Genomic DNA, 15295 nt, shown 5'->3' with positions numbered 1-15295 from the left:
GTCAGTGCTGATGATCGTGATTCGAGTGGTCATCGGGAGGAGTGGCGGGGTCGACCGGTTCCGAGGCAGGGACCTCGACCGGCGCTGGCGTGGGATGAACCACATCGTGGTGGTCGTCCATGGTTTCCCCACCACCGTGCGAATGGCCGTCACTGCTGTCTACCAGCGCGCGATACCCGGTTGCATCGAGATCAGGCAGCTTTTGCAGGAATGCCGCCATGTTCCATATGTACTCGTCATCCATGCTCAAGCCCCAGGCGGGCATGCCCGATGCCTTGATCCCGTGCTTGATCACCCAGAACGCCGCGGCTTGGTCGACCGTAGCCTCCGTGAGGTCCGGCGGTGCGGGGTAGAGCCCGCGGCTGAGTTCGGTCTGGGACACGCCGGGTGCCAGATGGCAGGCAGCGCACATCGCATCGTAGTTGCCTGCGCCCTGCCGGATCTGGTCGTCACTGCCCAGGCCGACGGGCACCTGGAGTTTCCCGGCGCGTGTCTGGATCGAGCGATCCCTGGCAAGTTCCAGCAGGGAGTAGACGGGGCGCGAATGGGGGTCGTCGGCAGCGACGTTGTACGCCCCCGACCAGATCGCTCCACCGGCAATGATTGCGACGGCCGCGAGAATCGATCCGGTCAACACGGCCTTGCGTGTCCTTGATGTCATGGTGACTCTCCCTAGAACCAGATACGCACACCCGCCACCAGGCGGGTATCACGGGTGTCCTCGCCATCGGCGCGGCGCAAGTCGGCGGTGTTGCCGAACATGCGTTCGTGGACGACGCCGACATACGGCGCGAACCTGCGGTCGATCTCGTAACGCACGCGGACGCCGGCCTCCACCGAGCTCAGTCCGGAACCGATTCCGCGCTGCGGATCGTCCTTGCCGAAGGCGGTGATTTCGACCAGCGGCTGCAGGATCAACCGGTTGGTGAGCAGCAACTCGTATTCGGCCTCCACGTTCGCCGCGGTCTGGCCGGATTCGCCGATGTAGGCGGTGGCCGACACGTCGAATTTCATCGGCGCCAGACCCTGCACCCCGAAGGCGGCCCAGGTCTGCGAATCGCCCGGATTGAAATCGTGCTTGATGCCGGCCAGCACGTCCCACCAGGTCGACACGCTGCGACCGTAGAAAACCTCCAGATCCGCCGCCTCCGTCTTGCCGCCGATCCGCTCGCCCTCGGTGCGCAGCCAGAGTCGATTGAGGTCGCTGCCAACCCACGCCTGACCCTCCCACGCCTGGCCGGAACCGGGCTTCGCATCCCAGGCTTCCAGACGATTGAAAACCACGTAGCTGTTGATCTCCGGGGCATGTTGCATGGGCCGGTGCAGGGCCGGGAACGCGGCCGCGCGATCGGCGTCGGTGACGGCAGGAATCGGCGTGATCGGCTCGCTGCTCGCCGCTGGCGCCCCATGTCCCATGGCCGAGTGATCATCACCCGTTGGCGCCGTTTTCCCGGTCGCCTTTTTCGCGGGTTTGCTCGCTGGCGGGGCAGGGTGATGGGCGTGGTCTTGAGTGACAGGGGCAGGCGTCGCCGCCGCGTGGCCCTGATGGTCTTGGGCTACGGCGGTGCCATGCAGTGCCAGACCCAGCGCGAGTGCCAACGCGGTGGCGGGAACATTCACGCGGCTCATTCCTCGACCCTCACTTCGCGCATCATCCCGGCTTCCATGTGGTACAGCAGGTGGCAGTGGTAGGCCCAGCGGCCCAGTGCGTCGGCGCGGACGCGGTAGCTGCGCTTGGTGCCGGGGGGGATGTCGATCGTGTGCTTGCGCAGGTGGAAGTCGCCGTTCTCGTCCTCCAGATCGCTCCACATGCCGTGGAGGTGGATTGGGTGGCCCATCATCGTGTCGTTGACCAGCACGATGCGCAGACGCTCGCCGTAGTTGAGCCGCAGCGGTTCGACATCGGCGAACTTGAGGCCGTCAAACGACCAGGCGAATTTCTCCATGTGCCCGGTCAGGTGCAGTTCCACTTCGCGGCCGGGTTCGCGGCCGTCGGGATCCTCGAACAGGCTCTTCATGGCGGCATACGTGAGCACCGTGCGGCCGTTGTCGCGCAGGCCCATGCCCGGATCGTCCAGTTTCGGCGCCAGCGACATCGCCTGCATGTCGACCAGTGGGTTGCCGGTCTCGCTGGCAGGGTGTTGCTGCATGCCGTCGGCCGAGTGATCCATGCCGGCCATTGCGCTCATGTCGTGGCCGGAATGGTCCATGCCAGCGTGTCCGCCATCAGCCGGGCTCGCACCTCCACTCGCGCTGCCACTGCCGTGATCCATGCTGCCGTGATCCATCCCGCCATGCCCCATGTCGTCCATGGTCAGAAGCGGGCGGGGGTCCAGCGGCGGGACCGGTGGTTGCAGGCCCTGGCGCACGGCCAGGGTGCCGCGTGCGTATCCGGTACGGCCCATGTCCTGGGCGAAGATCGCAAACGCGTCCGCGCCGGCCGGCTCGACCAGAACGTCGAACGTTTCAGCCACGGCAATACGGAACTCGTCGACCGACACCGGGTGGATGTACTGCCCGTCGGCGGCGACCACGGTCATCTTCAGGCCGGGAACACGCACGTCGAAATAGGTCATCGCCGAGCCGTTGATGAAGCGCAACAGCACTTTCTCGCCCGGCTTGAACAGGCCGGTCCAGTTGCCCGACGGCGCGGTGCCATTCATCAGGAACGTGTAGGTGTGGCCGTTGATGTCGGAGATGTCGGATGGTGTCATCCGCATCTGTCCCCACATCTTGCGATCCTGAAGCGTCGCCGACAGGCCATCTTCGCGCACGTCGCGGACGAAGTCGCCGACGGTGCGCTGGTAATAGTTGTCGAAGCTGGAGTCCTTCTTCATGCGCCGGAACAGCGCGGTGGGATCCATGTCGGTCCAGTCCGAAAGCAGCACCACATGCTCGCGGTCGTAGTGGTAGGGCGCCGGAGCACGCGGCTCAACGATGATCGGACCGTACAGTCCGGCCTGCTCCTGGAACATCGAGTGGCTGTGGTACCAGTACGTGCCGGACTGCTGTAGCTGGAACCGGTAGGTGTAGGTCTCGCCCGGCGCAATGCCGTCGAAGCTCATTCCCGGAACCCCGTCCATGTTGGCTGGGAGCAGGATGCCGTGCCAATGGATCGAGGAGTGCGCGTTGCGGAGGCGGTTGGCGACGCGCACCGTGACCGTATCGCCTTCGCGCCAGCGCAGAAGCGGGGCCGGCAGCGAGCCGTTGACGGTGATCGCCGGCCGCGTGCTGCCGGTGAAGTTGACCATCGAACCGCCGATGGAAAGGTCGAAATCGGTGCCGCTCAGGGTCTTCAGCGCCGGTGTCTGGCCCGTGGCGGCGAGTGCCGGCAAGCGCCAGAGTCCCATGCCCGCGGCGAGCCCGCCAGCGGCCAGACCGGTGACAAAGCGCCGTCGGGAGGGCGCCGCTGGCGCGCGGCCGGAAAAATCGGTAGACATGCATTACTCCGTGAAATCGGATAAGTCGTCGTCCGCGCGAAGGCGGAGTCGCTCAACACTTGCCGCCACGACGCAGAAAGCGCGCCCATTGGCTGGCAAATCGCAACGGCCGCCCTGCGCGGGCGGACCGGACTCAACCGATCGGAGGTCGGTATCGACCCTGCAGAACGGGCGCCGCGTGATCGGAGATCGTTTGGTGGTCGACCAGCACCTGCGGCGGGAGCATCCAGGCCTGCGCCGGCACTGTCACGGTCCACAGCATCCCAGCCGGGCAGGCGGTGTCACACGACGAGCCCTCACAGCAATCCGCTGCCGGGGAATGGCTGTCGCATGATGCGGCGGCAAGGTCAGGCACTGCCCGCTGCGCGTGACCAGCGCAGTCCTCGTGGTCATCCGTGGCGGACACCGCATCGGCCATGCCGACGTGCTGCACATGCATCTGCGTGGCAGCCACGGCGAGACCCGATCCATTGAGGACCAGCGCCAGGCAAAGCAGGACACGCAGTAGCAGGTGTGGGATTGGCATCGCTGCCTACTTTAAAGCAAAGAAATGACGCCCGCGCCGCAGCTATTCAGGCCGCACCGGCGTCAGGTCCGGCGCATCCTTGGGCACCGGATTGGCCTCCAGCTCCTTGATGAGCGTCTTCATCTCGCCGATCTCGCGGACCTGCGCCTCGATGATGCCGTCGGCAAGTTCGCGCACACGCGGATCGCGGATGTGGGCGCGGCCGCTGGTGAGGATGGCGATCGAGTGATGCGGAATCATCGCCCGCATGTAGGAGACGTCGTCCACTGTCTCCTGGCTGCGGACCAGCCACAAGGCAAGCGCGAAAACGGCCACGCTGCCGACCAGAATGGCGACGTTGGTTGCGGCGCTCTCATACATCTTGAGCATGAAGAGCAGCATCACGATGGCCATGGATGCGCCCATGACGATCGCCATGTAAAGGCGGGTCTCGCTGAAGAAGATGTGGTCGGTCGCGTAGGTGTTGAGGTACATCAGGATGAACATCACCACCGTGGACGTGGCGATCATGGCGCCGAACTTGACGTATTTGGACATGGATGATTCCCTCCGGGTGTGGGCGGGTTTGGTGCTGGCGCGTGTCAACCGCGGGTCGTGAGCGGCAGTTTGGGACGCCCGTATCAATGACAGTGTCTCGCCCCAACCGGTTCGCATCCCGTGAAACGCCGGTGGCGCGAAGTCGGCAAACCACCGCATGAGCGGCCGAAATTTTCTCGGAGCCGGGCCGCGTCCGTACAATGACGTTGCTGCAGCGCGCCTCCTCAGCCCGGATGGCGGAACTGGTAGACGCAACGGACTTAAAATCCGTCAGCCGCAAGGCTATCCGGGTTCGATTCCCGGTCCGGGCACCAGGTCGCGCGGGTTTCGTTTGCTGAACCGATGCCGGTACCGAGGCAGCTGGACGATGCGAACATGGGCGCCATCCCCCGACTCTCGCGATGCTGCCCATGTCCCGTTCCCGGTCTGTTTCCTGTGTGCTGGCTGCGCTCGGCGCGCTCGCTCTTCCGCTGCAGGCGTCTGCATCGCCTGCCAATGAGTCCTATGACAGCGCTGCTTTCGATCGCTGCATCGCCGGGGTGCGCACGCAGGCGCTCGGGGCCGGCATAAGCGCTGCGGTATTCGACCAGCACGTTGGTACCGTGACCCCGGACGTGTCGGTGCTGCCGCTGCTGGACAGCCAGCCCGAGTTCAAGACGCCGATCTGGGACTATCTGGCGGGTCTGGTCGATGCGGAGCGCGTCCAGGACGGGCAGGCGATGCTGAGCGAGCACGCCGCCACGCTGAAACGGGTCGAGAGCCAGTACGGCGTGGACCCGGCGACCGTGGTGGCGGTGTGGGGCGTGGAAAGCAACTTCGGCAAGACCTTTGGCAAGCGGCCATTGCTGACGTCGCTGACTACGCTCTCGTGCATGGGCCGCCGGCAGCCGTTCTTCCGTGGCGAGCTGATCGCGACGCTGCAGATCGTCCAGGCCGGCGACGTGGCGGCGGACAAATTGGTCGGCTCCTGGGCAGGGGCCTTCGGCCACACCCAGTTCATGCCGTCCACCTACCGGCGCATCGCGGTGGACTTTGACGGCGACGGCCGACGCGACCTGGTCGGCAGCGTTCCCGATGCGCTGGCTTCCACGGCCAACTACCTGAAGCGCTCGGGCTGGCGCACCGGTGAGCCCTGGGGCCACGAGGTGCGGTTGCCGGCCAATTTTGACGCGTCGGTTGCCGGGCGCACCTCGCGCAAGCCGCTCTCGTTCTGGACCGGGCGTGGCGTCACCCGCGTGGATGGAGCGCCGTTGATCGCATCGGACAAGGCGACGGCGCTCATGTTGCCGGCGGGCAAGTCGGGGCCGGCGTTCCTGGTGTTCAAGAACTTCGACGCGATCTACTCCTACAACGCGGCGGAGAGCTACGCGTTCGCGATCGCGCTGCTGAGTGAGCGCCTGCGCGGGCAGGGCGGACTGGTCACCGCATGGCCGACCGATGATCCGGGGCTGTCGCGCCGCGAGCGCCGCGAGTTGCAGGCCTTGCTGCTGCAACGCGGCCACGATATCGGCGAGGTCGACGGCATGATCGGCAGCGCCAGTCGCGCGGCGATCAAGCTCGAGCAGGAGCGCCTGGGCATCAACGCCGACGGACGCGCGGGGCAGGCGATCCTGCGCGCGCTGCGGGAGAAGGACGGCGCTGCGGCCGGCGCGTCCGGTTAAGCGCCGGCCTCAACCGGGTCTCCACCGTGGGCGGTTATCCTCGTGGCCTGAGCTGAACCCATCCGACCTGACCGGACCTCCCGCATGCTGCGTTACCTGCCGTATTTCCTGAGCATCCTGCTGACCGTGCTGACCGGCCTGCTCGCCGTGCTGGTGGCACCGGGATGGGGCTGGGCGGCGCTGGTGTTTGGCTGCATCGCTGCATTGGGTACGGCCGACGTGCTGCAGCGGACCAGCGCGTTGCGGCAGAACTATCCGGTGATCGCGCACTTCCGCTACGGGCTGGAATCCATCGGTCCGGAGATGCGCCAGTACTTCATTCAGGCCGATACCGCCGAGGTGCCGTTCTCGCGCCTGCAGCGCGCGCTGGTCTACCAGCGTGCCAAATCGGTCAACGACACCCGCCCGTTTGGCACCATGCAGGACGTCTACGCCAACGACTACGAGTGGATCAACCACTCGATGGCGCCCGTGCCCCATGGCGATCCGAACTTCCGCGTGCTGATCGGTCCCAATACCGCGCAACCGTACCTGGCCAGCGTATTCAACATCTCGGCGATGAGTTTCGGCTCGCTGTCGGCCAATGCCATCCGCGCCCTCAACAAGGGCGCGATGATGGGCGGCTTCTACCACGACACCGGCGAGGGTTCGATCTCGCCCTATCACCGCGAGCACGGCGGCGACCTGGTCTGGGAAATCGGGTCGGGCTACTTCGGCTGCCGCAATCCGGATGGCACGTTCAATGCCGAGCGCTTTGCTGCCAACGCGACCGAGTCGCAGGTCAAGATGATCGAGATCAAGCTGTCGCAAGGCGCCAAGCCCGGCCACGGCGGGGTGCTGCCGGCAGCGAAGGTCAGTCCGGAGATCGCGGTCACCCGCGGTGTCGAGGCGGGGGTTGAGTGCGTGTCACCCGCGCGCCACAGCGCGTTCTCGACCCCGGTGGAACTGCTGCAGTTCGTGGCGAGGCTGCGCGAGTTGTCTGGCGGCAAGCCGACCGGATTCAAGCTCGCCATCGGCCATCCCTGGGAGTGGTTCGCGATCGCCAAGGCGATGCACGAGACCGGGTTGCTGCCCGACTTCATCGTCGTGGACGGCGCGGAGGGCGGCACCGGCGCGGCGCCGGCGGAGTTCATGAACCACGTCGGCGTGCCCATGCATGAGGCCCTGATGCTGGTTCACAACACCCTGGTCGGGCTGAACCTGCGCGACGACATCCGCCTGGGTGGGGCGGGACGGATCATCAGTGCGTTCGACATCGTGCGCACGCTGGCGATGGGCGCCGACTGGTGCAACTCGGGGCGCGGTTTCATGTTCGCGGTGGGCTGCATCCAGGCCCAGAGCTGCCACACCGATCGCTGCCCGACCGGCGTGGCGACCCAGGATCCGGCGCGCTGGAAGGGCCTGGACGTGACCGACAAATCGATCCGCGTGCAGGGATTCCACCGCAACACGCTCAATGCGCTGCGTGACCTGCTGTGCGCGGCCGGCCTGAGCGATCCCAGGGAGGTCGGGCCCGAACACATCCTGCGGCGGGTTTCGCCCACCGAGGTGCGATCGTTGGCGGCGCTGTACAACTTCCTCGAGCCCGGCCAATTGCTGTCCGGCATCCCCGACCATGCCGTGTTCCAGTCCTACTGGGCGAGCGCGCGCAGCGACTCTTTCGACGCGCCGCAGCAAGTGATGTCGATGCGCGAAAGCAAGGCGCGCTGAGCGCGGTCAGAGGATCTGCAGCACGTTCTCCGGCGGCCGGCCAATCACGGCGCGCCCCTTGTGGACGAAGATCGGGCGCTCGATCAGGCGCGGGTGGGTCGTCATCGCCTCGATGATCTCGTCATCGGACTTGCCCGGATCCGCCAGGCCAAGTTCGGCGTACTCGATCTCGCCGGTGCGCAGCAACGCGCGCGGCGGCATGTCGAGCATCTCCAGCAGCGAGCGCAACTCGCCGGCATCGGGCGGGTTGTCCAGATACAGGATGACCTCGGGCTGGATGCCTTTTTCCTGCAACAGCTCGAGGGTGCCGCGCGACTTTGAGCAGCGCGGGTTGTGGTAGAGGCGGGTGTTTTTCATGACGGATCCGTTGAGATGATCGGAGAATCATCCTAGCGTCGCAGTCGTTGCGCTGACATCGCCTTACGTTCAATCCGTCCTTGCCCCCAACACCCGACGCCAGCGGAGGATCGGGCACAAAAAAGGCCACCCCGCAGGGTGGCCTCTGTACACAATCTGGTGGGCGGTGCAGGGATCGAACCTGCGACCCTTGCCGTGTGAAGGCAATGCTCTACCGCTGAGCTAACCGCCCGAAATCCGTTGTCCGGATCATCCGGCCGATTATACGGGAGCCCTGAATCCGCGCAACCGTTGTGTTGCGCCGGGGGGATGCAGGCCGCGCTTCGTCGCGGTTGCCGCATGCCTGAGCGGGCAGGTGCGACCATGACACGCTCTTGCAGCCAACCCGCCGACCATGGGCCACCCAGACCGGAGTGGCCGATGAGTGATGCCCCTGCGCCCAAGCCCGCCTCGTCCGTCCGCATCGGCTGCGCGGGCTGGTCGATCCCAACGCGTGCGGCGCACCTGTTCGGTGCCGGGGACAGTCATCTTGAGCGCTACGCGACCCGCTTCGACGTGGTCGAGATCAACTCCTCGTTCTACCGGCCACATCAGGCGAAGACCTGGTCCCGCTGGGCGGACACGGTGCCATTGGGGTTCCGGTTTTCAGTGAAGCTGCCGCGGCAGATCACCCACGAGGCGCGGTTGGTCGAAGTCGACACGCTGCTGGGTGAGTTTCTGGATCAGGTCGCCGGCCTGGGCGCGAAGCTCGGCGGGTTCCTCGTGCAGCTGCCGCCGAGCCTTGTCCTCGACATGCGAGTGGCGGAGGCATTCTTCGGCTTGATGCGACAACGCGTAGAGGTGCCCATTGCGTGCGAGCCACGCCACCCGAGCTGGTTTGACGCCGAGGCCACGGACCTGTGGGGAGGGCTTTTCGCTCACCCGCGTGGCCGCAGACCCGGCACGCGTGGCGGGAGCGGAGTCGCCCGCCGGTCCAAGGTCCGCGCGCTGGCGCTACTGGCGCCTGCACGGCTCGCCGCGGATGTATTACAGCCGCTACGAAGACCCGGTGCTCGAGCAACTGGCGCCGCAGCTTCTGCAGCGCGGCACGGCGACAGCGCCGGCGTGGTGCATTTTTGACAACACTGCTGGCGGCCACGCGATGGAGGACGCGGCAAGGCTGCAAGAGCTTGTCGGGCGCGGCTGAGATCAACCGGATCGGCCAGTCACCCCCGCGGGGCGTAGGCGATCAGGGCGATGGCGACGATCGCCAGCGCGATCGCCAGGCGGTTCCAGCGGCTGGTCGGCTCCCGGAACACCGCGACGCCGACCAGCGTTCCCAGCACCACCACGCCGATGTTCATCGCCGCGAACACCACCGCCGGGCTTTCGGGCAACGCCTGGTGCGCGCGCACGTAGAAGACGATGTTGCCGAAGTTGAGCAGTCCCAGCAGCAGTCCGGCGGCGAAGCTGGACCTGTCCAACCGCGCGGTTCCACGCGCATGGCGGATGACCTGCCAGCCGGCCATGAGCACGAACGCCAGCACGAAGGCGACCTGCAGCGAGGCCATCGACGGCGTGCCCGACTGGGCGACAAGTTTCAGCAGCACGTCCACGCAGGCGAACCCCACCCAGACCGTGAGCAGCGGCATCCACACCATCCGCCCGTTGCCGGCTGACACGGGGCGGGCAAGGATGCCGGCCACGGCGACCAGCCCCAGCGCAAGACCGACCAATTTGACGACGCTGGCCGTCTCCCCGAACACGGTGAATGCGGCAACCAGCGAGAGCAGGAAGGAAAGGCGCTGGGCGACGTCGGTCCGCACGATGCCGGCCTGGCGCACAGCGCTGGCAAGCACCAGGAACAGCGACGGCAGCAAAACGCCCAGTCCCAGCAACACCCACCAGTGGCCACCGGCGCTGCGCAGGCTGCCCAGGTCCGGGCGCAGCAGCAGCGCGCACAGCACCGCGGCGACCAGGTAGTTCCAGGTCACCATCTGGGCGACATCCAGGCGCTTGCGCGGAGCGATTTTCAGCAGTACCGAGACGAGGACGCTGCACAGGACGCTGAGGCCGATCAGGTGCATGCGTGCGTCCGGTCGGAGCAGGAGACAGGGAATTTCATCGGCGACATTGTCGGTTCCAGCCGCCATTTCCGCCAGCATCCGCACGCACAGGCGGCGCTGGGGGTTCTGACCCCCGTGTCTTCCGGCCGGGCGTGCGGTCCGCGCGTCGCGCGCCGGCTGCTATTCGCGCCAACCTGCGCGACAATAGTCGCTCGAGTCGACGCGCGTCTGCGCCCGATCTCGCCAAGCATCCCACGTGCCGCGCTGCGGCCGTCAAACCCCCTTCCTCCACAGGAGCTGGACATGTTCAGCCATTTGCCGCTTTACGCGGGCGACCCGATCCTTTCGCTGCAGCAGGCGTACCTGGCCGAGACGCGCGCAGACAAGGTCAACCTCGGCATTGGCGCCTACCAGGACGCGAACGGTGCGATTCCCACGCTGCGCTCGGTGGCGGCGGTTCGCCCGCAGATCGCGGCCGACCAGGGCGCGACCCCGTACCTCCCGATTGCGGGATCAAAGACCTATCGCGACGCGGTGACCGAGCTGGTTCTGGGCAGTGAGCGCTACGAAAAAGTGGCCGGGCGCGCGGTGGCCATCCAGTCGTTGGGTGGCTCGGGTGCGTTGAAGGTCGGTTGCGACATGCTCAAGCGCCACTTTCCCGACTCGGAAGTCTTCATCAGCGCGCCGTCCTGGCCGAACCACCAGGCCATCTTCGAGACCGGCGGGTTCAAGGTTGGCAGCTATCGCTATTTCGACGCCGCGACCAACGGTGTGGATTTCGACGGCATGTTGGCCGACCTGCAGCAGATGCCGGCGCGCAGCATCGTCATCCTGCATCCGGCCTGCCACAACCCGACCGGCGCGGACCTGACCCGCGCGCAGTGGGATGCGGTGGTCAAGGTGGTCGCCGAGCGCGGCCTGCTGCCCTTCCTCGACATGGCCTACCAGGGATTTGCTGAAGGCATCGATGCCGACGCCTACGCCGTGCACGCGATGGTCGATGCCGGGGTTTCGTTGCTGCTGAGCGTCTCATTCTCCAAGACCTTCTCGCTGTACGGCGAGCGGGTCGGCGCGCTGGTGGCGGTGTGCGATGACGCCGACGTGGCGCGCCGCGTGCTGAGCCAGATGGAGATGTCCATCCGGGCCAACTACTCCAGTCCGCCGACGTTTGGTGGCCGAATCGTCACCAGCGTGCTGACCGACGCAGCGCTGCGCAAGGACTGGAAGAGCGAGGTCGAGGAGATGCGCACCCGCATGTTGCAGATGCGCGAGCGGCTGCATGCGGGTATGAAGTCGCGCGTCCCGTCGCTGGATGTCGACTACCTGCTGACCCAGCGCGGCATGTTCAGCTACACCGGCCTCAATCCGGCCCAGGTCGAGCGTCTGCGCGCCGACCACGGCATCTATGCGGTCGGCTCCGGGCGCATCTGCGTCGCCGGCCTGCGCGATGAGAACGTTGACCGGGTCGCCGATGCTTTCGCCCAGGTGATGGACGACCCAGGGGAAAGCTGATGGGCAAGCCACGCGGACAACTCAAGCTCGACGGGTTCAACCACCTCACCAAGTCGCTGAGCTTCAACATCTACGACATCTCCTACGCGGTGTCGGAGACCCAGCGCCAGCGCTACATCGAGTACATCGACGAGGAGTACGACTCCGACCGGTTGACCGAAATCCTGCTCAAGGTGGCCGAGATCATCGGTGGCACCGTGCTCGACGTCGCGCGCCAGGACTACGACCCGCAGGGCGCGTCGGTGACGATCCTGATGTCGGACCGCCCCGCTGCCGTGCCGCCGCCTGCGCGAGGCAGCACGGTGGGGCACATGGACAAGAGCCACATCACCGTCCACACCTATCCGGAGATGCACCCCGACAACGGCATCGCGACGTTCCGGGTGGACATCGACGTGGCCACCTGCGGCCTGACCTCGCCGCTTGAGGCGCTGGACTACCTGATCAAGCAGTTCGACTCGGATGTGGTGATCTGCGACTACCGGGTGCGCGGATTCACCCGCAACGCCAAAGGCAAGAAGCACTTCATCGACCACAAGATCAACTCGATCCAGGAATCGATCCACAAGCGTCTGCTGGACAAGTACGAGTGCCGCGACGTCAACGTCTACCAGGAGAATATCTTCCACACCAAGATGCACCTGAAGAACTTCAATCTGGACGACTACCTTTTCAGCGAGATGGCCCAGCAGCTGTCGTTCCGTGAGCGCATGCGCATCGAGCACCTGCTGCGCAAGGAGATCATCGAGCTCTACCAGAGCTCACCGGTCGACTAGGTGCGGCTGCATACGCAGGCGTAACCGGGCAGCGGGCATCCTGAGCGGGAAATCCCTCCAGAGTCCCGTTGACCATGGACCTTGATGCGCTGCTGCTGTCGCGGATCCAGTTCGCCTTCACCATCTCGTTCCACATCATCTTCCCGGCCATCACCATCGGCCTGGCCAGTTACCTGACGGTCCTGGAAGGCGCCTGGCTGTACACCAAGCGCCGCGTCTACCTGGACCTGTACCAGTTCTGGATCAAGGTGTTCGCGGTCGCCTTCGGCATGGGCGTGGTCTCCGGGGTGGTGATGGCCTACCAGTTCGGCACCAACTGGAGCGAGTTCTCGCGTTTTGCCGGTGGCATCACCGGCCCGCTGCTGGCGTATGAGGTGCTTACCGCGTTCTTCCTGGAAGCCGGCTTCCTGGGCGTGATGCTGTTCGGGATGAAGCGCGTTGGCCCCGGCCTGCACATGTTCTCCACCGCTGCGGTGGCGGTCGGCACGCTGATTTCCTCGACCTGGATCATTGCCTCCAACAGTTGGATGCACACCCCCAGGGCCACGAAATCATCGACGGCATCGCGGTCCCGGTGGATTGGCTGGCGGTGATTTTCAATCCGTCATTTCCGTACCGCCTGACCCACATGGTGATCGCCGCCTTCCTTGCCACCGCGCTGCTGGTCGGTGCCAGCGCGGCCTGGCAGATGCTTCGCAGGCGCGATAATCCGGCCATACGGACGATGTGGTCGATGGCCCTGTGGATGGTGCTGGTGACAGCGCCGTTGCAGGCGATCGTGGGCGACTTCCACGGCCTGAACACGCTCGAGCACCAGCCGGCAAAAATCGCCGCGATGGAGGGCCATTGGGAGAACACCCCGGGCGAAGGCGTGCCGCTGACGCTGTTCGCCATCCCCGACATGGAGCAGGAGCGGAATCGCTACGCGGTGGACATCCCGAACCTGGGCAGCCTGATCCTCACCCACAGCTGGGACGGGCAGTTCGCCGGGCTCAAGGAGTTCGCACCGGAGGACCGGCCCAATTCGACGATCGTGTTCTGGACCTTCCGCGTCATGGTCGGACTGGGCCTGTTGATGATCGCGCTGGGCCTGTGGGGCGCGTGGAGCCGCATTCGCGGCAAGCTGCATACCTCGCGCGGATTGATGCGTTTCGCGCTGCTGATGGGTCCGGCGGGACTGGTCGCCATCCTCGCCGGCTGGTTCACCACCGAGATCGGCCGCCAGCCCTGGATCGTGCAGGGCCTGATGCGTACCTCCGAGGCGGTGTCGGCGCACGCCGCCGGGCAGGTGGGCCTTTCGCTGGCGATCTTCGTGGTGGTGTATTTCCTCCTGTTCGGAGCGGGCACGGTCTACATCCTGCGCATCATTGCCCGGGGACCGGAGGCCGGCGACGGCGATGCACCGCCCGACGGTGGTCCCGGGCGCAGGAACCAGCCCGGTCGGCCGATGTCGGCTGCCGGCGAACGCGAGCCGGGGAATTCGGATGATCGCCGCGCCAGCGAGACCACCTACGCGAAACCTGCCGGCGCAGCCAACCTGGGAGGGCCGCTGTAATGGGTATCGACCTGCCACTGATCTGGGGCGTGATCATCATCTTCTCGATCATGATGTACGTGGTCATGGACGGCTTCGACCTCGGCATCGGCATGCTGTTTCCGTTCTTCCCGGAAAAAGATGACCGCGACATCATGATGAACACCGTCGCGCCGGTCTGGGACGGCAACGAGACCTGGCTGGTGATGGGCGGCGCCGGACTTCTGGCCGCGTTCCCGCTTGCGTACGCGGTCGTGCTCAGCGCGCTCTACCTGCCGCTGATCCTGATGCTGGTCGCGCTGATCTTCCGCGGCGTCGCGTTCGAGTTCCGGTTCAAGGTCGAGGAGGGCAAGGAGCGCGCGTGGGACTGGGCGTTCATTGCCGGATCCTATGGCGCGACGTTCTTCCAGGGCGTGGTGCTGGGCGCTTTCATCAACGGTTTTGCGATGGATGGCGACCGCTTTGTCGGCGGAGCGTTCGACTGGTTCACCCCGTTCTCGATGTTCACCGGTGTCGGCCTCGTCGTCGCCTACATGCTGCTGGGCAGCACCTGGTTGCTGATCAAGACCGAAGGCGAGCTGCACGACGACCTGCGCCTGCGCACGCGCCATTGGGTGTGGGCGCTGCTGGGCGCGATTGTCGTGGTGAGCATCTGGACCGCGATGTCGCAGCCGGCCATTGCGGAGCGCTGGTTCAGCATGCCGAATCTGCTGTTCTTCGCCCCGGTGCCGCTGCTGGTCGGGGCCGTCATGTTCGCTCTACTGCGCTCGCTGCGCGGCGAGTCCCACACCTCGCCATTCCTGCTGACGCTTGCGCTCGTGTTCCTGGGTTACAGCGGTCTGGGCATCAGCATCTGGCCGAACATCCTGCCGCCCGAGATCAGCTTCTGGGAAGCCGCTGGGCCGCCGCAAAGCCTGGGCTTCACCCTGGTGGGTGCGCTGCTGATCATTCCGATCATCCTGGGCTACACGGGGCTGGCGTACTGGGTCTTCCGCGGCAAGGTGAGGGCCGGAGAGGGTTACCACTGATGCCCGTTCGGACTCCGGTCGACGGACCTCGCAGGCCTCACTGGGTCAGGCGGGTGGCGTGGCTCGTGCTGATCTGGTCGGCGAGCGTCGCCACGTTGGCGCTGGTTGCGCTGGCGATCAAGGTGATCATGCGCGCGGTCGGCATGACGACATGAGGCGGTCAACCGGC

General features: G+C 65.9%; 14 protein-coding genes, 2 tRNA genes and 2 pseudogenes. 10 read left to right on the top strand and 8 right to left on the bottom strand.

From position 1 onward, the window contains the following. Position 1: 1 nt before the first annotated feature. The 5 genes from INQ42_RS07685 to INQ42_RS07665 form a co-directional block, all read right to left on the bottom strand. The gene (locus tag INQ42_RS07685; protein ID WP_407070758.1) at positions 2-637 is read right to left on the bottom strand and encodes a c-type cytochrome; all 636 of its coding nucleotides are present in this window, start codon (positions 635-637) and stop codon (positions 2-4) included. A gap of 35 nt (positions 638-672) precedes the next feature. Continuing rightward, on the bottom strand, positions 673-1629 hold the full coding sequence (locus INQ42_RS07680) for a copper resistance protein B (protein WP_194033759.1): 957 nt from the start codon (positions 1627-1629) through the stop codon (positions 673-675). Beyond that, complete coding sequence (locus INQ42_RS07675; protein ID WP_194033758.1) at positions 1626-3440, bottom strand: copper resistance system multicopper oxidase; 1815 nt, start codon at positions 3438-3440, stop codon at positions 1626-1628. The genes INQ42_RS07680 and INQ42_RS07675 overlap by 4 nt, the downstream gene beginning before the upstream one ends. A 133-nt stretch (positions 3441-3573) precedes the next feature. After that, positions 3574-3966 (bottom strand): CopL family metal-binding regulatory protein, encoded by a 393-nt coding sequence (locus tag INQ42_RS13100; RefSeq protein ID WP_194033757.1) that lies wholly within the window; start codon positions 3964-3966, stop codon positions 3574-3576. Between the two features lie 42 nt (positions 3967-4008). Next, a complete protein-coding gene (locus INQ42_RS07665) occupies positions 4009-4503 on the bottom strand; it encodes a DUF305 domain-containing protein (protein ID WP_194033756.1) in 495 nt (164 codons plus the stop codon). A 227-nt stretch (positions 4504-4730) separates the two neighbouring features. Here INQ42_RS07665 and INQ42_RS07660 point away from each other — a divergent pair. The 3 genes from INQ42_RS07660 to INQ42_RS07650 all read left to right on the top strand — a co-directional run bounded on the left by INQ42_RS07660 (position 4731) and on the right by INQ42_RS07650 (position 7874). Beyond that, a tRNA-Leu gene (locus INQ42_RS07660) sits at positions 4731-4817 on the top strand. 96 nt (positions 4818-4913) lie between these two features. Then, on the top strand, positions 4914-6164 hold the full coding sequence (locus INQ42_RS07655; protein WP_194033755.1) for a lytic murein transglycosylase: 1251 nt from the start codon (positions 4914-4916) through the stop codon (positions 6162-6164). Positions 6165-6248: 84 nt separating this feature from the next. Next, on the top strand, positions 6249-7874 hold the full coding sequence (locus INQ42_RS07650; RefSeq protein WP_194033754.1) for an FMN-binding glutamate synthase family protein: 1626 nt from the start codon (positions 6249-6251) through the stop codon (positions 7872-7874). Positions 7875-7880: 6 nt separating this feature from the next. Here the strand turns inward: INQ42_RS07650 and arsC are convergent, their stop codons facing one another. Beyond that, positions 7881-8231 carry an arsenate reductase (glutaredoxin) gene (gene arsC, locus INQ42_RS07645; RefSeq protein ID WP_194033753.1) on the bottom strand — a complete coding sequence of 117 codons (351 nt, stop codon included), beginning with the start codon at positions 8229-8231 and terminating at the stop codon, positions 7881-7883. 157 nt (positions 8232-8388) lie between these two features. Beyond that, positions 8389-8463: transfer RNA gene (locus INQ42_RS07640), tRNA-Val, on the bottom strand. A gap of 77 nt (positions 8464-8540) precedes the next feature. On the opposite strand from INQ42_RS07640, the pseudogene INQ42_RS13030 reads away from it, so the two are divergent. Both INQ42_RS13030 and INQ42_RS13025 read left to right on the top strand, forming a co-directional pair. Next, positions 8541-9065 (top strand): annotated as a pseudogene (locus INQ42_RS13030) (DUF72 domain-containing protein); the annotation flags it as partial. 187 nt (positions 9066-9252) lie between these two features. Further along, positions 9253-9417: a DUF72 domain-containing protein gene (locus INQ42_RS13025; RefSeq protein ID WP_282435690.1), complete on the top strand. Its 165-nt coding sequence runs from the start codon at positions 9253-9255 to the stop codon at positions 9415-9417. 19 nt (positions 9418-9436) lie between these two features. On the opposite strand, the gene INQ42_RS07630 is transcribed toward INQ42_RS13025, so the two are convergent. Continuing rightward, on the bottom strand, positions 9437-10297 hold the full coding sequence (locus INQ42_RS07630) for an EamA family transporter (protein WP_194033752.1): 861 nt from the start codon (positions 10295-10297) through the stop codon (positions 9437-9439). A gap of 282 nt (positions 10298-10579) precedes the next feature. Between INQ42_RS07630 and INQ42_RS07625 the strand changes: the two genes are divergently transcribed. From INQ42_RS07625 to INQ42_RS13095, 5 genes and pseudogenes are all read left to right on the top strand, one after another. Next, a complete protein-coding gene (locus INQ42_RS07625) occupies positions 10580-11788 on the top strand; it encodes an amino acid aminotransferase (RefSeq protein WP_194033751.1) in 1209 nt (402 codons plus the stop codon). Then, positions 11788-12564, top strand: a complete 777-nt coding sequence (speD, locus tag INQ42_RS07620) for an adenosylmethionine decarboxylase (protein WP_043959274.1) — start codon at positions 11788-11790, stop codon at positions 12562-12564. Before INQ42_RS07625 ends, speD begins: the two co-directional genes overlap by 1 nt. Positions 12565-12638: 74 nt before the next feature. Then, positions 12639-14119 (top strand): annotated as a pseudogene (locus INQ42_RS07615) (cytochrome ubiquinol oxidase subunit I). Beyond that, positions 14119-15126 (top strand): cytochrome d ubiquinol oxidase subunit II, encoded by a 1008-nt coding sequence (gene cydB, locus INQ42_RS07610; RefSeq protein ID WP_194033750.1) that lies wholly within the window; start codon positions 14119-14121, stop codon positions 15124-15126. The pseudogene INQ42_RS07615 and the gene cydB overlap by 1 nt, the downstream one beginning before the upstream one ends. Next, the gene (locus INQ42_RS13095; protein WP_194033749.1) at positions 15126-15281 is read left to right on the top strand and encodes a DUF2474 domain-containing protein; all 156 of its coding nucleotides are present in this window, start codon (positions 15126-15128) and stop codon (positions 15279-15281) included. The genes cydB and INQ42_RS13095 overlap by 1 nt, the downstream gene beginning before the upstream one ends. Positions 15282-15295: the final 14 nt, after the last annotated feature.

Origin of the sequence: Lysobacter avium (assembly GCF_015209745.1) — a bacterium.
GTDB lineage: Bacteria > Pseudomonadota > Gammaproteobacteria > Xanthomonadales > Xanthomonadaceae > Novilysobacter > Novilysobacter avium.
Note: the sequence above shows the minus strand (reverse complement) of the source record. Positions and strands in the feature narration are given on the sequence as shown.